Genomic DNA, 18,517 nt, shown 5'->3' with positions numbered 1-18,517 from the left:
GCCTCCGGATTTAATAATGAACACATGATTATCGGCGTACTTTCACTGGAATTCAGACTGCACGGAAACAGATCGCTCAAGGGCAAAAGAAAAATCTCATTAAGCCTGAAGCAAAAGCTTCGAAATAAATTCAACCTTTCGGTATCCGAAGTTGAAGCCATGGACTCCCACGAAAGGCTCATTATTGCCGCGGTCACAGTATCCAATGAAACACGCAGGGTTGAAAGCAGGCTATCCAAGGCTCTCTCAATGGTTGAAGCCATGAGCCCGGTAGAACTTGTACATTGCGAAACAGAAATTTTCAGTTCCTGACCATATCGGTCAGGAAAAATTTTTTTTTAGAGGTAACAAGAAATGAAAACATCAACTTCCAGACGCTCAGTGAAAATGGGCGACCAGATAATGCGCGAAATAGCCACAATGCTGGTGGAAGAAATAGCAGATCCGCGCCTTGAGTTGGTGACAATAAGCGGCGTTAGAATGAACAAGGACAACAAAATCGCCGAAGTTATGTTTACCATGGCAGGCGATAAAGAAAAGATAGAAGCCGCAGTCCAGGGCCTTGAAAAGGCCAAGGGATTTATCCGTAGCAAGCTCAGCAAGCGTATCCGCGTCCGCCAGATTCCCGAACTGAGATTTGTACATGACAATTTTCTCGAGGAGATGGTTTATGGAAGCCAAGTTGAAAGAGATATGTCGGATTCTTAAGGAAGAAGACGACTTTCTTGTTGCAGCCCATTTCAATCCCGATGGAGATGCCCTTGGCTCTACAGCTGCAATGGGATACATCCTTGAAAAACTCGGTAAAAGATTTCGCCTCTACAACCAGAGCGGTCTGCCCGAGTCTATGGAGTGGTTCAAGACCCCCTCTCCGATACTGACTGAAATACCTAAGGGTTTTGACGGCTGGTATATCGTTCTTGACTGCGGCGATGCGCCACGGATGGGTGAATCACTTATGAATTCCCTTGACCCAGAAAAGTCTATCAACATAGACCACCACATCGGCAATTCAGGATTCGCGGCTGTCAACTGGGTGGACACCAACCGTCCCGCGGTTGGAGAAATGATTACCCTCATAGCCAGAGAGCTGAAAATATCCCTGTCCGGTCATCTGGGTGAAGCAGTTTATCTTTCTATAGCCACAGATACCGGCTTTTTTACCTACAACAACACCAAGCCGGAAACACTTGAAATAATAGCTGACATTCTTCGCTACGGTCTTGATCTGGGTGAATTTGTTCCCAAAATACGCAATCAGTGGACCATGAAACGAATCAACCTGTGGACAATCGCCCTCAGCAAAGTCGAACTGCACCATGACGGACAAACCGCGCTGATCTTCATCACTCAGGAAATGCTCGATGAATCAGGAGCGACCGGTTCAGACTGTGAAGGTCTGGTCAGCTTTATCCTCAGAATCCGTGGGGTAAGGGTTGCAGTACTCATCCGGGAAGACAGCCCCATGCGCTATAAATTCAGCCTGCGCTCCCAGTCCCGGGACAATGTTCAGGCTGTTGCATCACTCTTCGGAGGCGGCGGACACAAGAATGCCAGTGGCGGACTGATAGAAAATAATCCTGACACCGTTCGTGATAAACTGATTTCCGCTATCGGTGAAAGAATCATAGAGTAACGATCTGATATGGGAAGAAAACCAAAAAAAAGCCCGTTCCAGAAGCATGGTGTTCTGGTTCTCAATAAACCATCCGGTCCGACATCCACAGATTGCCTGAATTCGATCAAACGTGAACTCAAGCAATACAAAATAGGCCATGCCGGAACTCTGGATCCTCTGGCCGAAGGCGTTCTGCTGGTAATGCTGGGTAATGCCACAAAACTCGGGCCTTATCTTACCGGTCATGATAAAGTATATACAGGAAGCCTGAGAATAGGTAGAACAACAGATACTTATGATATTCAGGGGACTGAGACTTCCACCAGCGACATCTCCGCAATAACGGAAAAAATGGTGGAATGTGAAATTTTAGCATGGAATGACTTGACTAGTCAGGAAGTTCCGGCCTATTCGGCTGCAAAGCACAAAGGCAAACCGCTCTATGAACTGGCCAGAAAAGGTGAAGAAACACCGGTCAAAATAAAGAGCATTGAAATATTTGATGCAGAACCGCTGGAAGTGACTCTGCCAATGGCCCGTTTCCGGGTTGGGTGCTCTGCCGGCACCTATATACGCTCCCTGGTCCACAGCTTGGGGTCGCGGCTCGGATGCGGCGCGGTAATGGAATCACTTAGGCGCGAAGAAAGCCGACCTTATCGGCTCAGTGAAGCACACGAACTGGATGATGTTCTTGCCGATCCGGATGGTCTTGAGGACAGGATAATTCCCCTTGCGGACGCCCTGCCCCACTGGCACAGGTTTACGGTTTCCGAAACCATGTCAGCAAACATCAGAAACGGAGCAAGAATTCAGGTAGAAGAAGTGTGTGCAGCAGACTTGAAAATAATCGAAGGTGAAAGGGCTATGTTCCTAGACACTGACGGTACTGCTCTGGCTCTCATGGAGACCAAGCTTATTGATGGAAAGCTGCTCTGGGTAATACTTCGCGGCCTGTGGGGCTGATTCCCCGCGGGAAACAACACTTCCGGCATAAACAAGAATACTCACGCATTTTGACGTGAAGGAGGATAGCGCTGTGGTTATGACTGCTGAAGAAAAGGCAAAAGTTATCGAGGAATACCAGACCAAACCCGGTGATACCGGTTCCCCTGAAGTTCAGGTTGCTCTTCTTACCGCAAGAATCAAATACCTGACCGACCATTTCAAGACTCACAAGAAGGATTACCATTCCCGCACCGGCCTGCTCAAGCTTGTCGGTCAGCGCAGGAACATCCTGAAGTACCTGAAGTCTAAAGACATTCAGCGTTACCGTGACCTTATTGCAAAGCTTGGTCTGCGCAAATAAGCAGTTTATGGGGAGGGTTTGCCCTCCCCTTCTTTTTGTAAAAATTAACACTTTTGTGTTTTCATCTGACTTTACATCATATAGATGTAAGGCAGCTTGGTTTAATTATAGATTAACGGACTGACATCTAAGTTTAAGTTCGTTACGTTCGGAATCCGTGCTCTCCTGCAATGGATTTTTAGTTGGCTGAGGAAGGGGTTCATTACCCCGTTTTCGTAATGAAATCCTCCCTTAGCCGGCTGGAAAATTCAGGCAGCACCGGATTCCATCATCACAACTGATTTATGAGGAATCTAAATGTTAGTACCTTTTGAGAAAACCAGTGTCACCGGACAGGTTGGCAATCTGGATATCACTCTGGAAACAGGTCGCATGGCCAACCAGACCAACGGAACCGTATGGATTCAATCCGGTGGAACCGTTGTACTCGTAACTGCGGTTTCCATGCCCACCAACGAGCCCCGTGACTTTTTCCCCCTGACCTGCAACTACCTTGAAAAAACATACGCAGCCGGACGCATCCCCGGTGGTTACTTCCGCCGCGAAGTAGGCCGTCCCTCTGACCGTGAAACCCTGGTTTCTCGTCTCATGGACCGCCCCATCCGTCCCATGTTCCCCAAGGCTTTCTGCGACGAAGTTCAGGTTATCGCCACAGTTCTTTCAGCTGATGCTGACACCAACCCTGACGTGCTTGCCATGACCGGTGCTTCTGCTGCGCTGCATATCTCTGATATGCCCTTCAACGGTCCGATTGCCGCAGCCCGTGTAGGTCTGGTGAAGAACGAATTTGTTCTCTACCCTACTTATAAAGGAGTAGCTGAAGAGTCCGACCTCAACCTTGTATTTGCCGCTACACGCGATGCGGTTATCATGGTTGAAGGAAGCTCCCAGTTCCTTTCCGAGAACACCATCGCCGAAGCCCTTGAATGGGGTCACGAACAGGTCGCTCCCATGTTCGACCTTCAGGACGCTCTTCGCGAAAAAGTAGGCCGTCCCAAAATTGAAGTCGTTGCACCGGAAAAAGATGCAGATGTCATCACCATCGTTACTGACAACTTCGCGGGCGATCTGGATAAGGCCCTGACCGTTCCCGGCAAGATGGAGCGCAAAGCAGCTAAATCCGAAGTAAAAGCCAAAGCAGTGGAAATGGTGACTGAGAAGTTCCCTGAAGATCCCGCTAAAGCAAAGGCTGTCAGCGATGTCATGGCAGATCTTGAGAAAAAGATCGTCCGTAAACGCATAGTTGAAAAGGGTGTACGTATCGATGGCCGTGACCTGACCACCGTTCGTAACCTCTCCATGGAAGTAGGCAACCTGCCCATGACTCACGGTTCCGCACTTTTCCGCAGAGGCGAAACTTCAGCTCTGGCAATCTGCACCCTCGGATCAAGCCGTGACGAGCAGCGCTACGAAACACTTATCGGTGAAGATACCAAGCGTTTCATGCTGCACTACAACTTTCCCCCGTACTGCGTTGGTGAAGCTAAATTCCTGCGTGCTCCTTCCCGCCGTGAAATCGGTCACGGAACTCTCGCGGAACGTGCACTGCGCCCTGTTCTGCCTTCCGCAGAAAAATTCCCCTTTACCATGCGTGTGGTTTCCGAGGTAATGGACTCAAACGGTTCTTCCTCGATGGCCAGTGTATGCGGAACCACCCTGTCCCTCATGGATGCCGGTGTCCCCATCAGCGCACCTGTTGCAGGTATCGCCATGGGTCTGTGCCAGGAAGGAGAAGACTTTTTTGTACTTACCGACATCCTCGGCGATGAAGATGCTCTCGGCGATATGGACTTCAAAGTGGCTGGTACTGAAGAAGGCGTTACCGCAATTCAGATGGACATCAAAATCAGCGGGATCCCTGCTGAAGTCCTGCGCAAGGCTCTCGGACAGGCCAAAGAAGCCCGTCAGCTCATCCTTGACGACATGAAGCAGGTAATCGGGGCTCCCAGAGCCGAGCTTTCCGTTAATGCCCCGCAGATGGAAGTTCTCCAGATCAATCCTGAAAAGATCAGAGACCTCATCGGCCCTGGCGGCAAAAATATCAAGGCGATTACCGCTGAAACCGCTGCTGATATTGATATTGAAGATTCCGGTAAAGTTTCCATCTTCGCCCCCACTCTTGAATCCCTCAAGAAGACTGTGGAAATGGTCCAGTACTACGACCAGACCGCTGAAGTTGGTAAAAACTACGTAGGTACTGTCAAGAAAATCCTCGAGATCGGCGCAATCGTTGAGATTCTGCCCGGACTCGAAGGTCTGCTGCATATCTCCCAGCTTGATGTGGAACGCATCGCAGAAGTAACCGATGTTGTTCAGCTCGGTCAGGAAATCACTGTTAAGGTTGTTGAAGTACAGCCTAACGGACGTATCCGCCTGTCCCGCAAGGCATGGCTCATGGAGCAGGCCGGTCAGGAAGTTGACCTTGAAAAATTCAAGATGGGCGGTGACCGTGGTCCCCGTGGTGGCGGACCCCGTGGCGGTGGACGCCGTGACGACCGCCGTGATGATCGTCGTGGTGGCGGACGCCGCAGATAATTCTTGCTCAAAATATTGATTTAACAATGCCCCGGAAGATTATTCTTCCGGGGCATTTATTTTGTGCTCAAATGAGTTGTATAGAATTACTTTCTCGGGTTAAAATAGATCTATAGTCCTTTTTACTTTTTCTCGTTTCTACCCAAACAACAGGAGAACCCATGAAGAGACTTATGATCACTTTTGCTTGTCTGCTGGCAATACTTATTTCCTCTATTGCTTATGCTGCTCCCAAAACCATCGTCGCCGCTGCCGACCCTTGGCCACCATTCATCAATCCGGACTCTCCCACCAAAGGGTTGAGCATGGAAATTATTACAGCCGCGTTCAAGACTCAGGGCTACGATGTAAAACTGGAAATTGTTCCATGGAACAGAGCTGAAAATGGAGTAAAGGAAGGCACTTACGACATTCTTCCAAACACATGGAAAAATGATAAAAGACTGGCCTATCTTGCCTACAGTCAACCTTACGCAAGCAACCAGATTAAATTAATCAAACGCAAGGGAGATCCTTTCGAATACAATGGGCTGTCCAGCCTTTCCGGAAAAATAGTCGGAATAATAAGCGGCTATGGATACAGCTCCGAATTTACCAACGACCCCGGCTTTGAACGCGAACCAACAGGTGACCTGATCACCAATATCAAGAAGCTGGTAGGGAAAAGGATAGACCTGACCCTCTCTGATGAAATCGTTGCCAAGGCTGTCATTGCTCAGAAAGACAGTTCACTTCTAGACAAAATTGAATTCACTAAAACCCCTATGTCCAGTAACGACCTTTTCGTAACCTGCGGCCTTGCCAACCCGAGGCATAAGGAAATTATCAGCGCTTTCAACAAAGGTCTGGAAGCAATCAAAGCAGACGGAACTTACCAGAAGATCATGCAGAAATACGGCATCAAATAGGCCCGAGCAAGCACCTTAAAAGTAATCGGCGGAATCTCTGGCACAGAGATTCCGCCGATTATTATACGATTGAATTTAATTTATCTACACCAGATACCATTTCCAGAAAGTATCGGCATAAAGAGTTGTCAGCATGGACCCGAAAGCCAGAAAAGGTCCAAAAGGAATCATGGAGCCATACTTCTGCTCCGGATCAACAGCCATCATTATAAGGCCAGCCGCAAGCCCGCTGAAAGCACCTACTGTGATTACCAATGGAAGATTCTGCGGCCCGGCCAGCGCCCCGATCATGAACATGATCTTCACATCACCGAGCCCCAATCCTTCGATACCCTTCAGGCCCCGGTAAAGCAGTCTCAAAGACCAGAACAGCCCACCACCGATTCCCGCGCCTAGCAGAGCACCCTCCCATCCAAGAGGGGTCAGTAATGCTGCACAGGGAATAGCAGCGACTGATCCGGGGATCGTAATAATATCTGGAAGAATAAAAGTCTTAAGATCGATAAAGGATGCCACAATCAGCATCCCGCCAAAAAACATGTGCATTATCCAATCAATTGAAAGTCCATAGGTTACCACCAGAAGCACTGCCCACATTACTGAGACCAGCTCGATTACCGGGTACAAGGGACTTATTTTCTCTTTGCACGAAGAGCATCTTCCTCGCAGGATCAGGTAACTGAATATGGGGATATTTTCGTACCAGCGGACAGTATGCCCGCATTCAGGACATGTCGAACGGCGTGGATCAGTCAATGTCTGACCGTTAATATAGCGAAATACGCAACAGCCATAAAAACTGCCCATGACGCCACCAATAACGGCAGCCACCATAATCTCATATAAATTGAAAGGTAATAGTACCATGTTGACCTTGGAAAGCTTGAAGATTTCGGAATTTCCTGCAAAACTGCCTTGTTCGCCAAATCAGCTGACGCGGATTTATTCCGGCCCCTACCAGAATCTCAAAGAATAGACCGGAAATTGCGAGTGAACATTCTGTCGTAGAAATGTGGATACGACACTTATGATGATTGAACAAGTTTTGACGGGAGATACAAATGGGCAGCAAATATAGATTTATACCGGAACTTACAGCAGACGAACTGGCCGCGAAACAATTGGACGGACTCAAATGGACCGTTGAGCATACCGCCGCCAACAGCCCGTTTTATGCTTCACGCTACAAGGAACAGGGCATAAACTCTGGTGATATAAAATCTCTGTCCGACCTTCAGAAACTCCCTTTCACCACTGCCGGAGACCTGAAGGACGGATATCCCCTGCCGCTGCTCTCTGTACCGGAAGAACAGGTGGTACGCATCCACGGTTCAAGCGGGACCACTGGAAAACGGAAAATTCTTTCCTATACCCGCAAAGATTTAGAGACCTGGAAAAACATGTTTGCCCGCTGTTATGAACTGGCGGGACTGACTACAATGGACCGGGTTCAGGTATGTGTGGGGTATGGTTTATGGACCGCCGGAGCGGGTTTTCAGCTCGGGTCTGAACATTTCGGAGCCATGACTCTCCCCGTTGGCCCCGGAATGCTTGAAATACAGCTCCAAATCCTTGTTGATCTTGAAGCAACCTGTCTCTGCTCCACTGCTTCCATGGCGCTCCTGCTTGGAGAAGAAGCCCACAAAGCAGGCTTGACAGACAAACTCAAGCTTAAGAGATGTATTTTCGGAGGAGAAGCACATACCCCGAAAATGAAACAGCAGTTCGAAGAATCCCTAGGACTGAAATCCAGCCATGATATTTCTGGTATGACCGAACTTTACGGCCCGGGGGCAGGAATCGAATGCGAGGCTCATGAAGGGATTCACTACTGGGGTGATGAATACATTGCTGAAATTATTGACCCGGTTACGCTGCAGCCAGTGCCGGAAGGAGAAATCGGAGAACTTGTGGTTACCACTTTGAATAAGGAAGCTTCTCCGCTTATCCGCTACCGCACCCGTGACCTTACCAGAATAATTCCGGGAAAATGCTCCTGCGGCTGCTCCATGCCCCGCCACGACATTATCTCCGGCCGCAGCGATGACATGTTTATATTCCGCGGGGTCAATATTTACCCCGGACAGATTGCCTCGGTACTGGAGTCATTCCCCGAAGCAAGTTCTGAATACCAGATATACCTTGAACGGCGTGAAGGGCTGGACCACATGACCGTAAGGGTAGAAAGAAAACCCGGTGCTTCAGAAAGCAATGATGCAAATCTCGCCAAGGCAATCTGTGATGAAATCCGTAAATTTATACTTGTGCGCACTAACGTGGAAATACTCAAACCCGGTTTACTGCCCCGCAGTTTCGGTAAAACCAAACGGGTTTTTGACGAGCGCGCTTAGCATTTAAGAGATTAACTAATTCAAAATGAAAGGCCTGCCGGAACTTGAATCGGCAGGCCTTCTCTTACATATGAATTGCTGAAAAAGATTCATCAATCCCTTCTTATAATAAAATTCGCAGCATCTACCAGATTATCTGCTATGTAGACTGCTTTTCCCTCGCACTTTGATTCTTCATTTTTGCCTTTTCCAGTCCGTACAAGAATGCTACCCGCTCCTTTGGCGAGTCCCAGTTCCACATCGCAGAGCTTGTCACCTATGACATAACATTGAACCGGATCCATTCCGAATTCATTAATTGCCTCATCAAACATACCAGTCGCAGGTTTACGGCAATCGCAATTCTGGTCAGGCGAATGCGGGCAGTGATATACAGCAGAAAAATCAACTCCGCTTTCAGCAAGGAGTTCCTGCATACGGTCATTCACCGCACGCATGTCAGATTCATCATAGTACCCTCTTCCTATACCGGACTGGTTGGTAACTACAATCAATCCAAAACCTGCATCGGACATCATTTTTAAACCCTCGCGGGCCCCGGGGAGCAATTCAACACCCTCAGGATCACTCAGGTAGTGCTTATCGACAATTATGGTCCCGTCACGATCAAGTAAAATATATTTCATATCCAGACTCATAAAAAAGGGAGAACTGAAAACAGTCCTCCCTGAGATTATTCGTTATGAAAGCAGCCACTCTCTCTGGTGCAATATCTGCCTGTAAGCCGAAAGCGACCTTAAGCAGACTATTTGCCTATTTTCTTCTTGGCGAATTTAAGCATTTTCTCAGCTTCAGCGAAATTGGGATTTATTTCCACTGCCTTCTCAGCAGCCTTGGCCATCTTGCCCCATTTCTGCCAGTCATAATAGAGGCGACCGGTATTGAAATAAAGATATTCATCCTTATCGCTTATCTGCAGAGCTTTGAGATAATACTTCTCAGCAGCTTCAAAATCCTTCATCTTGCGCAATACAATCCCGATACGGTTGTACAGGAAAATCGCGTCAGGGTCATTTGCAAGAGCCTGCTCAAGATACTCCAGAGCCTCATCATACAGGCCGGACTTAATAAACTTGTCGGCAATCTCGGCGCGCAGCTCGGTATCATCCTTAAATTCACGGATAAGCTTGTTAAAAAGCTTTTGAGCTTCCGAGACCTTATTCTCTTCAATAAGGGCCTGACCTTTATCAAGAGTGTCTCTTTTTCTCTGCTCCATTGCCTGCAGCAGCTGCTGTGCATTTGCGCTGACATTTTTCTGAAGCTCCTGAAGGATTTCCTTCAAAGTATCAAGCAAAGCTTTTTCGTCACCGCGCGAATAGTTGATAATGAGAGGATAATCCTCTCTAAGCTTTTTATCACCGTTGAGGACGTGGACGGTATTGTCGATGAGATCCTGAAATTCTTCCCTTTCAGACTTCATAAGCCCGCCCTTCAGCATCGTCAGAACTGCGTCATGGACAGCCTGTACGGCTGCCATGGCTTTCTGCTGTTTCAACAGGGAAGGAATGCCGGCCAGCTTTTTTCTGGCGTTTGTAAGTTCACCGGACATCGTTGTCTCCGACTTTAGATATTACCGCTTCTATTTTCCGGTTGCGTCTTTTACCAGATTACGGAATCTGGCGAAGAAGTAGCAGCTGTCATGCGGACCGGGAGCTGCTTCCGGGTGAAACTGGATCGCAATGATAGGTTTGTTTTTATGAGCAAATCCCTCAAGAGTATCATCATTAAGGTTCTTGTGGGTGATTTTAAGATCGGAACAGCCGGAAATGTCAACGCAAAAACCGTGGTTCTGTGAAGAAATTTCAATCTTTTCACTTTCCATGTCCATAACGGGGTGGTTACAGCCGTGGTGACCGAACTTAAGTTTGAAAGCCTTGCCGCCGAGAGCCTGGCCTAGAATCTGATGTCCAAGACATATACCTGCTACAGGCATATCCTCGCAGAATGCACGGGCGTTTTCAACCGCCTGTTCAAGTACTGCAGGATCACCGGGACCGTTGGAAAGAAAGATAGCGTCAGGCTTAAGATCACGAACCTGCTCTTCAGTGAAAAAAGATGGCACGGAAAGGACCTCAAAGCCCTGCTCATCCAGAAGACGGAGTATATTCCATTTCACCCCGTAATCAATAAGCACAAGTCTGGGCCCCTTGTCTTCCCATTTGTAACCGGAAGAAACGTCAACCTGAACAGGTCTGTTATCCTTCCACGCATAACATGCTTCGGAGGTTACTTTGTCAGCAAGGTTCTGGCCTTCCATGGTGGGAAGCTGTTTTGCCTTTTCCACCAGCTTGGCAGGGTCAAGCTCTTCTGTTGATATAATACCACGCATAGCACCGTTTATGCGCAGGTGGCGGGTCAGCGCACGAGTGTCAATCCCTTCTATACCCATTACACCGGACTCTTTGAGATACTCCGGCAGAGACTTTACAGAACGCCAGTTGGATGGGTGCTTGCAGCATTCTTTAACAATGAAGGCGGCAACATGTACTTTAGCGGATTCGATATCTTCTTCGGTAATTCCGTAGTTGCCGATAAGGGGATAGGTCATGCAGACCATCTGTCCAGTATAGGAGGGGTCGGTTAGGACTTCCTGATATCCGGTCATGCCGGTGTTGAAGATAGCTTCTCCGCCTGATTCGCCGGGCCCGGTGAAGGAAGTTCCCTCAAACCAGGTGCCGTCTTCAAGTGCCAGTATGGCTTTCATATTTTTTCCCTCTCAAGAATCTTTATTGCAGTATCCAGGTCTTCCGGACGGTCCACTCCGTGGCAGGAGTGTTCGGTAATTGTGACGTGGATGGGTATGCCGTTTTCCAGCAGTCGGAGCTGTTCCAGCCGCTCTCTTTTTTCGAGCGGAGAAACATCCGTGCCGGCAAAGGTTTCAAGGGCTTCCATTCGGAAACCGTACAGGCCGATATGCAGAAGGTAATTCCCGTCTCCGTCGTGGGAATATGGGATAGGTGAGCGGGAAAAGTATAACGCTCTGCCGTCTTTTGCAAGCGCAACTTTCACCCGATCGGGGCTGGCAGCCTCATCTTTGCTTATAGGAGATGCAAGGGTGGTAACCCTGACACTGCCGTCAGCAAAGGGACTGACCAACTCACTGAGCATTTCAGGAGCCAGACACGGTTCATCACCTTGTATGTTTACAACAACTGAATCACCGGGAACCCCCAGCTTTCTGGCTGCTTCAAGTACACGATCAGTGCCGCTTGTGTGGTTCTCGTCAGTCATGATAGCCGGAACGCCATACTTGCTGGCCGCTTCCATTATGATCTCACTGTCAGTGGCCAGAACAACCTTGTCCATTTCCGGGCATCTGGAAGCTCTTTCCCAGACATGCCAGAACATGGGTTTGCCGCAGATATCCGCCAATGGCTTTCCAGGAAATCGGCTCGAATCATACCGGGCCGGGATAACACCGTAACAACCGTATGTAATGCTCATTCAGTTACAAATCCTTAAAATCAGGCGACAAGGTAAAATAGTCATGCAGCCTGATGTATCCGAAGACTAATTTAAATTACGCTTGATGGCAGCACACGCCGCATCGGTACCACCGCGCATTCCATCGAGATATTTCTCGAAATCCTTCTTGACCTTCTCTGGTTTGAAAGCACGTTTACTGATATCCAGAAGTGCTTTCAAAACCGATTCCCAATCCTTTTCCTGTCTGGCAAGTTTGCTTTCAAAAATTTCTTCTCCGACCCAGGTAAAATTAGACCAGTACGGACCGATAACCGGAGTCACTCCGTGGGAAAGCGGTTCCAGAAAATTCTGCCCGCCCACGGGAGCAAGGGAGCCACCGATGAATGCAGCACGGGCAAGGGAAAAGGCTGAACTCATTTCACCAAAGACATCCCAGAGAACTACATGTCCGAAAGGAGCGCTTCCATCAATCTCCGAGCGGAGCACCCAAGGCAGCCCCGCTTCCTCAAGCATGGATTTCCAGGCATCAATACGGTGCATATGGCGCGGGAAAAGCCCAATCACAGTCTTGGGACGCTCTGCTTTCAGCCCCTCTACCAGCTTCAGGACCTGTGACTCTTCTTCCTTACGCACGGACCCCAGGATAATAAACGGTGTCTTGGGCCTGAAAATGGAAGAAAGCGGGTTGGCTGTGTAGGGAACTGCCTCCGCGGTTCCGGTTCCGTCAAACTTCACATTGGGCATAGTTCCGACCTTGTCTATTTCGAACAGGGTCTTGAAACGGATAGCGTCTTCCTCTGAAATAGCCAGAATTTCCTCGGGGGCTACAGAGCGGAAGAAATCAGGAAAAGCCATATAACCGGCAAGACTTTTGGTGGTCATACGCCCGTTGATTATCATAACTTTCACTCCCATTTCCTTGCAAGCGGCAAGAAAACCGGGCCATATTTCAGTTTCAACCAGAACCACCAGTTTGGGACGTACAGCTTCAAGTGCTTTTTTTGCCAGCTCAGGACTGTCAAAAGGAAAATAAGTAGTAGCCGCTGAAATATTTCTTGTGTTGGGATTGAGCCTGTAAGCAGTCCGCTCAAGCTCTGTAAGGCCCTGTGAGGTATTAGTGGTCAGAAGAAACCTTGTGGGACGCTCCATGGAAATGCTGTCCATGATTCTGGTAACAATTTTAGCCTCTCCCGCTGAAGCGGCCTGAATCCAGATATCCGCCTGAGGCGGCAGACTGTGCTTCAAGGTTCTGTGGTCAAAACCTTCTTTAAGACGATCATTGCGCTTTAGAAAAGGGATGGCGGCTTTCCAGCCGAGGCCGTAGAGAAATGAAGCTGTCCTGAGCTTGAGAGATTTTGACATGTGTTGATCCTGACTTTTCCGTTCCGTGGTCCGCCGCACCGGCAGGCCTGTTAAAAATTATTTCCTTTTCCTCTGTCCCAGCTCAATGAGCCTCGCTATCAATTCATTGAAAGAGTAGCCAGCGGCCTTCGCGGCGCGCGGGACCAGACTGGTGGGAGTCATGCCGGGAAGTGTATTCACCTCCAGCAGATAGGGAACTCCCTCTGAAATTATAAAATCAGCCCTGCTGTAGTCCGCCAGCCCGAGAAGCCTGTGGACTTTCAAAGTGATCTGCTGAATCTCTTCAGTCAAATCAGCGTCAATGGGAGCAGGGCAGATTTCTTCCGCTCCGTCCGGAGCGTATTTACTGTGATAATCAAAGAATTCGGCCTGATCAGGAGGAGTGATAAGAATCAACGGCAGCGGTTCGTTATCAAGGATACCACAGGTAACCTCAATCCCTTTGGTATACTCTTCCACGAGAGCACTGTCGCCGAGACTAAATACAGTTTCAATCCCCTTTTTCATTTCATCTTCTGTACGGGCAAAGGTCATCCCCAGACTGGAGCCGCCGGAATTAGGTTTAATAAAAACCGGAACCTCAAGCTTTTCAAGCCCCTTGCACCCCTCTGCGGGACAAATCAATTCCCAGTTCGGAGTCCGGATTCCGTTTCTGTCGAATACAGCCTTCGTTGCAGCTTTGTTCAATGTCAGAAAAGAACTTTCCGGCTCGGACCCCTGATAGGGACATCCAGCCTGATTCAGCATGGCCTGTATAAGACCGTCTTCACCGGGTGATCCATGGAGATTGATAAAAGCGAAATCAGCATGTCCGGCACGGGTAAGAATGTCGGCAAATTCTTTGGCAGGGTCGAGAAGTTCAACCTCATGCCCAAGCTCCAGAAGGGCTTTATGAATGCCTTTGGCTCCGCTTAAGGAGACTTCGCGTTCATCAGACCAGCCGCCCGCTATCAAAAGAACATGCATTGAGATCTACTCCGATCAGCTTGCCGAGCCGCTCTTCCAGAACAAGAGCCTGCTCGTAGGTTTGTTGAATTCTTTGTACTATTTTTTCGGTCTTCCCGTATCTTACTTTCAGGTCACCGAATCTTTTCTCAAGTGTAGTCAGGGTATCGTGCATAACGCGCTTGTCCGCGTAGCTAACGACCAACGGAAGGAAATATTTTTCAGCGTCAGGCTCAAAAGGCCAGAAGACATGATGAAGCACCCCCATTGCCACAGCCGGATTGCCGGTCAGCTTCATGGTCCATGCAGCGCCGAGCTGGCTGTGATTACCACCGTTATCAATGCAGTAGCTCTTCGCAATATCATGCATTAAGGCCGAAGCCTGTATGGTGGGAACATCGACATCCACTCCCGCATCCTTTGCCATTGTGCCCACCTGAACCGCGACACCGGCAACAAGTCTGCTGTGAGCTTTTATATTCTCAAACATGGAGTAGTCATCCCACCATCCTGTGCACTGCTCTGCGGAAGGAACAGTCCATTGAGGATCAAGCCTGACCGGTGGAGGAGGCAGTAGTGCCGACTCCATCGGAGGATATCCGGGAGATTTTTTTGCTGGGGATTTTTTCAATTCGATTTTATTCATAGAAAAATTGTTGTGCTCAGTTGCAGGCTGAAACTTCCTTCTGTTACCACTTTGTGCATAAAAAGGCAAAGCCCCGGAATTCAACACTCCGGGGCTTTGCCTTCATTTCATGAAAACGATATTTTCATAAGGCTACTATGTCCGTGACTGTGACAGAGAACCTGACTTTAATGAACAGTCTGAACCAACTGAATTATTGATGCAGGAAAAATGCCGGACAAAAGTAAAACACCTTGAATAAAGGAGGTTAGCCATGCCTGAATTTTGTATTTTCAAGACAGCAGCGGGGGGGGCTTTGCCTGCTATCTGACTGCCTGTAACGGGTAAGGAAAAATATTCCCCCGGCAGATCAGATATCTTCATGCAGCAAAGGATCCGACAGGAGTTCCATAACTCTGGCCATGTTGAAATCATGTGCATCACTGATCGCACCTTCACTTGCCCCGGCTTCCATTGTCTGTTCCAGAAGCTGGTCAGGATTGGCTTCAGTAGAACGCAGCCCCGTTCTGATATTGCCGGAAACACTGTCCAGACGATCTGCACGGGTCACTTGAGAATTTGCAGGTTCCTTGGGGGTATTATCATTTTTAAACGGAGCATTAGCTGTTTCCCTTACAAAACTTATTTCCATTTTGATTCCTCCTGATTATATGACCTCAGATAATACAAAAATCGTTCCCCTAAATTTTAAACATAATAATTTCATATTCTTAAAGAACATAAGCTGGATTATTCTGCCCAGTTAAGAATCTGCTACCCGGCAAATTTTGTTAAGGAATATCAAGCTGAGGCCGACATGACGTTTTTCTTGAATTACTAGATCTTGAATATATGCGAACGCCGCTTCAATGATGAGCCATTATCGCTTAATATGTGCGGTATCATTGTACTGTACAACCATTCACTTTTTATGAAATGTTCCAGATAGCTCAATATTTTCCTTGAATTTTTTTTGCCTAGGTTTTAATTCCCAGTGTGGGTGAGTGAGACATTTTTCCCGGAACTGTGTTTCGAGGAAAGTCACTATAGCCTGATGAGGTAAAACGGTTTACCGTTTATCTATTAATTTTTTTTAGGAGGTTTTACATGGCAATCGTTGAATATCAGGGCAAAAGCTTTGACGTTGATGAAGATGGTTTCCTTCTTAAGTTCGAAGATTGGAGCCCCGAATGGGTTGACTTCGTTAAAGAAAGCGAAGGTATCAAAGAACTGAACGAAGAGCACCAGAAAGTTATCGACTTCTTGCAGGACTACTACAAGAAGAACGGTATCGCACCTATGGTTCGCATCCTTTCCAAGGTCACCGGATTCAAGCTGAAGCACATCTATGAACTGTTCCCCTCCGGACCCGGTAAAGGAGCATGTAAGATGGCTGGTCTGCCCAAGCCCACCGGCTGCGTATAGTCCAATACAGTTAATTTCAGATTGTGAAACGCAATGGCCGCGGTGGCCGTTTCGTTTTTGTTCCAAAGTCAGAAAAACCCCGGAGATTGGCTCCGGGGTTTTTTTTGCGCTCTCCCTTGAAATATCAGCGACCTACCTTCCTGATCTGCCGCTTCAAGGACATAAAATCTGTAAACTTATACCAGGGATTTTCAAGCATCCGGGGATTTTCTATTTTTTCGCCCAAATCATCTTTTTGATACTTCGTCATTAAAAGGGCAGAATCAGCACGGTGATTGAAGGCTTTAAAGAAATCTTTCTGCTCCTGAGTAAGTTCCCCATAATAATTCGATTCGAATATTTTTCCAGCCTGTTTCTTGTCGACTCTGCCTGCATAGCCGATTGAGATCCTTTTGGAGGAAGATATCAGTCTGGTGCAGATTCTAACGACCGTGAAGTCGGAAAGTGCGGCAAGACCTCTATCACCAGAGCCGGGCTTAACAATAAAAGTACGGCAGTAGTAATCATCCCCGCCAAACTCACGAACATGAACCCCTGTATTGGGCTGCTCTTCGCCGGGAACCTTCGCGGGACTCACATTCCATCCTTCCCGTGTATGTATTATCTCAACCCAGGCTCCCTGCCCGCCATCCACATCAGAATAGTAATAAGTTTGCGCACTGACGACTCCTCTTTTCTCCCTGAACTCACCCAAATACTCCAAACCATTGAACTTAACACTCAGAGATGGAGATTTCGTTGAATAAAATCCATACTTTCCCGGAATCTTCTGAGCCATACACCCACACAGAGCCACCGTGGACAGCAAAGTAATAAGCAATAATATTTTTTTCATGACATAATCTCACGACTTCTTAGAGGTCTCCATGCCCGTGTTTCATGTCATCCAGAATAATTCCGGCCGTCCGCCCTGCAACTCCAGGATCACCGATAAGTTCACGCAGATGTTCCAGTTCACCACGCACAGCCCTTGCTGACTCCGGACTCCCCAGCCACTGCTTTACCTGACCATAAAAATTATCAGCGGTAGCATTTTCAAGCAGAAATTCAGGCAGGATTGATTTGTCAGGAATAATGTTCGCGAGACTTACATATTTAATTTTCAGCACCTTTTTAGCCAGTAAACCCGAAAGTGCCGACATTTTATACGCCACCAGCGTAGGAGTTCCGATCAAGGCGCATTCAAGTGTTGCAGTTCCAGATGCAGCCATTATCACATTTGAATTTCGCATCAGCCGATAACGATTTTCCGGCTCATTGATGGTAACGGGCAGATTTTCGGGCCACAACTGACGCAGTCTGCTCTCTTTCACTCCCGGAGCCCTTGCAATAGAGAAACGCACTTCGGGAAAATCTGCGGCAATCATTTCTGCTGCTTTGGCAAATTCCGGAAGGAGAGATGAAATCTCCTTGCTGCGGCTGCCCGGAAGAATTCCCACCAGATTCGTATCAGGTTCAATAGCATCAAGCTCACTCAGAGGGATAATGTCCAGAAGCGGATGTCCCACATATTGCGCATCCACTCGCCTTTCCTTGAAAAACTGCTGCTCAAAGGGAAGAATGCACAGAATCTTGCGCACATACTTTTGTAAAAATTTGGCTCTGCCCTGCCGCCAGGCCCAGATCTGGGGCGTTATATAATAATAGACCGGAATTCCCAGTTTGTGCGCAATTTTAACGAGTCTGAAATTGAAATCCGGGCAATCAATAAGGACAACGGCTTTAGGCCGCTCTTTCTTGAAAACCTCCTCGATCTCGCCGAATAGCTTCAACAGGCGGGGAAGCTTTGGAAAGACCTCTGTGAATCCAACCAGATTGATCAGCTGCATGGAATAACGAATATCACATCCGGCCTTTTCCATGTCCGGACCGCCCATGCCCATTATTTTAACACCCGGATCCTGCTTCATCAGTTCTTTGGCAAGCATTGCCCCGTGCATCTCACCGGAAGCTTCCCCGGCATTTATCCATATATTATTATTGAATTTATCCATTATATCTCTCTTAAGTTCATTG

The 18,517-nt window shown here is 48.0% G+C and carries 20 protein-coding genes; 9 read left to right on the top strand and 11 right to left on the bottom strand.

Features of this window, described 5'->3' with window-relative positions; translation table 11 throughout:
* Positions 1–24: 24 nt before the first annotated feature.
* The 7 genes from ACZ5PW_RS07310 (at position 25) to ACZ5PW_RS07280 (ending at position 6,367) form a co-directional block, all read left to right on the top strand.
* Complete coding sequence (locus ACZ5PW_RS07310) at positions 25–312, top strand: DUF503 domain-containing protein (RefSeq protein ID WP_464559406.1); 288 nt, start codon at positions 25–27, stop codon at positions 310–312.
* Positions 313–354: 42 nt separating this feature from the next.
* Entirely contained in the window at positions 355–708 is a 354-nt protein-coding gene (rbfA, locus tag ACZ5PW_RS07305) for a 30S ribosome-binding factor RbfA (protein ID WP_464559404.1), read from the top strand.
* Entirely contained in the window at positions 671–1,636 is a 966-nt protein-coding gene (locus tag ACZ5PW_RS07300) for a DHH family phosphoesterase (RefSeq protein WP_464559402.1), read from the top strand. Before rbfA ends, ACZ5PW_RS07300 begins: the two co-directional genes overlap by 38 nt.
* A gap of 9 nt (positions 1,637–1,645) precedes the next feature.
* Positions 1,646–2,581, top strand: a complete 936-nt coding sequence (truB, locus tag ACZ5PW_RS07295) for a tRNA pseudouridine(55) synthase TruB (RefSeq protein ID WP_464559400.1) — start codon at positions 1,646–1,648, stop codon at positions 2,579–2,581.
* 73 nt (positions 2,582–2,654) lie between these two features.
* Positions 2,655–2,924 (top strand): 30S ribosomal protein S15, encoded by a 270-nt coding sequence (gene rpsO, locus ACZ5PW_RS07290; protein ID WP_464559398.1) that lies wholly within the window; start codon positions 2,655–2,657, stop codon positions 2,922–2,924.
* Between the two features lie 297 nt (positions 2,925–3,221).
* On the top strand, positions 3,222–5,459 hold the full coding sequence (pnp, locus tag ACZ5PW_RS07285) for a polyribonucleotide nucleotidyltransferase (RefSeq protein ID WP_464559396.1): 2,238 nt from the start codon (positions 3,222–3,224) through the stop codon (positions 5,457–5,459).
* A 161-nt stretch (positions 5,460–5,620) separates the two neighbouring features.
* Positions 5,621–6,367, top strand: a complete 747-nt coding sequence (locus ACZ5PW_RS07280) for a substrate-binding periplasmic protein (RefSeq protein WP_464559394.1) — start codon at positions 5,621–5,623, stop codon at positions 6,365–6,367.
* An 84-nt stretch (positions 6,368–6,451) separates the two neighbouring features.
* On the opposite strand, the gene ACZ5PW_RS07275 is transcribed toward ACZ5PW_RS07280, so the two are convergent.
* Positions 6,452–7,201, bottom strand: a complete 750-nt coding sequence (locus tag ACZ5PW_RS07275) for a prepilin peptidase (RefSeq protein ID WP_464559392.1) — start codon at positions 7,199–7,201, stop codon at positions 6,452–6,454.
* Between the two features lie 227 nt (positions 7,202–7,428).
* On the opposite strand from ACZ5PW_RS07275, the gene ACZ5PW_RS07270 reads away from it, so the two are divergent.
* Positions 7,429–8,718: a phenylacetate--CoA ligase family protein gene (locus ACZ5PW_RS07270; RefSeq protein ID WP_464559390.1), complete on the top strand. Its 1,290-nt coding sequence runs from the start codon at positions 7,429–7,431 to the stop codon at positions 8,716–8,718.
* A gap of 92 nt (positions 8,719–8,810) precedes the next feature.
* Here ACZ5PW_RS07270 and gmhB read toward each other — a convergent pair whose 3' ends face one another.
* The 8 genes from gmhB to ACZ5PW_RS07230 all read right to left on the bottom strand — a co-directional run bounded on the left by gmhB (position 8,811) and on the right by ACZ5PW_RS07230 (position 15,728).
* Positions 8,811–9,344 carry a D-glycero-beta-D-manno-heptose 1,7-bisphosphate 7-phosphatase gene (gmhB, locus tag ACZ5PW_RS07265; RefSeq protein WP_464559388.1) on the bottom strand — a complete coding sequence of 178 codons (534 nt, stop codon included), beginning with the start codon at positions 9,342–9,344 and terminating at the stop codon, positions 8,811–8,813.
* A 119-nt stretch (positions 9,345–9,463) separates the two neighbouring features.
* Positions 9,464–10,267, bottom strand: coding sequence for a tetratricopeptide repeat protein (locus ACZ5PW_RS07260; RefSeq protein ID WP_464559386.1), 804 nt, complete (start codon positions 10,265–10,267; stop codon positions 9,464–9,466).
* Positions 10,268–10,297: 30 nt separating this feature from the next.
* Positions 10,298–11,422, bottom strand: coding sequence for a glutamine-hydrolyzing carbamoyl-phosphate synthase small subunit (gene carA / locus ACZ5PW_RS07255; RefSeq protein ID WP_464559384.1), 1,125 nt, complete (start codon positions 11,420–11,422; stop codon positions 10,298–10,300).
* Positions 11,419–12,162 (bottom strand): 3-deoxy-manno-octulosonate cytidylyltransferase, encoded by a 744-nt coding sequence (kdsB, locus tag ACZ5PW_RS07250; protein WP_464559382.1) that lies wholly within the window; start codon positions 12,160–12,162, stop codon positions 11,419–11,421. Before kdsB ends, carA begins: the two co-directional genes overlap by 4 nt.
* Positions 12,163–12,228: 66 nt before the next feature.
* The gene (locus ACZ5PW_RS07245) at positions 12,229–13,506 is read right to left on the bottom strand and encodes a 3-deoxy-D-manno-octulosonic acid transferase (RefSeq protein WP_464559380.1); all 1,278 of its coding nucleotides are present in this window, start codon (positions 13,504–13,506) and stop codon (positions 12,229–12,231) included.
* 57 nt (positions 13,507–13,563) lie between these two features.
* On the bottom strand, positions 13,564–14,472 hold the full coding sequence (locus ACZ5PW_RS07240) for a D-alanine--D-alanine ligase family protein (protein ID WP_464559378.1): 909 nt from the start codon (positions 14,470–14,472) through the stop codon (positions 13,564–13,566).
* Positions 14,438–15,040 (bottom strand): HD domain-containing protein, encoded by a 603-nt coding sequence (locus tag ACZ5PW_RS07235; protein ID WP_464559376.1) that lies wholly within the window; start codon positions 15,038–15,040, stop codon positions 14,438–14,440. The genes ACZ5PW_RS07240 and ACZ5PW_RS07235 overlap by 35 nt, the downstream gene beginning before the upstream one ends.
* A gap of 406 nt (positions 15,041–15,446) precedes the next feature.
* A complete protein-coding gene (locus tag ACZ5PW_RS07230; RefSeq protein WP_464559374.1) occupies positions 15,447–15,728 on the bottom strand; it encodes a hypothetical protein in 282 nt (93 codons plus the stop codon).
* A 455-nt stretch (positions 15,729–16,183) separates the two neighbouring features.
* Between ACZ5PW_RS07230 and ACZ5PW_RS07225 the strand changes: the two genes are divergently transcribed.
* Positions 16,184–16,501, top strand: a complete 318-nt coding sequence (locus ACZ5PW_RS07225) for a TusE/DsrC/DsvC family sulfur relay protein (RefSeq protein ID WP_464555685.1) — start codon at positions 16,184–16,186, stop codon at positions 16,499–16,501.
* Positions 16,502–16,625: 124 nt separating this feature from the next.
* On the opposite strand, the gene ACZ5PW_RS07220 is transcribed toward ACZ5PW_RS07225, so the two are convergent.
* Positions 16,626–17,336 carry a hypothetical protein gene (locus ACZ5PW_RS07220; RefSeq protein WP_464559372.1) on the bottom strand — a complete coding sequence of 237 codons (711 nt, stop codon included), beginning with the start codon at positions 17,334–17,336 and terminating at the stop codon, positions 16,626–16,628.
* Positions 17,337–17,355: 19 nt separating this feature from the next.
* Positions 17,356–18,495, bottom strand: a complete 1,140-nt coding sequence (gene lpxB / locus ACZ5PW_RS07215; protein ID WP_464559370.1) for a lipid-A-disaccharide synthase — start codon at positions 18,493–18,495, stop codon at positions 17,356–17,358.
* Positions 18,496–18,517: the final 22 nt, after the last annotated feature.

The sequence above is a fragment of the Maridesulfovibrio salinus genome (assembly GCF_055394525.1).
The sequence above is the reverse complement of the archived record's forward strand: the minus strand, read 5'-3'. Positions and strand labels throughout refer to the sequence as shown.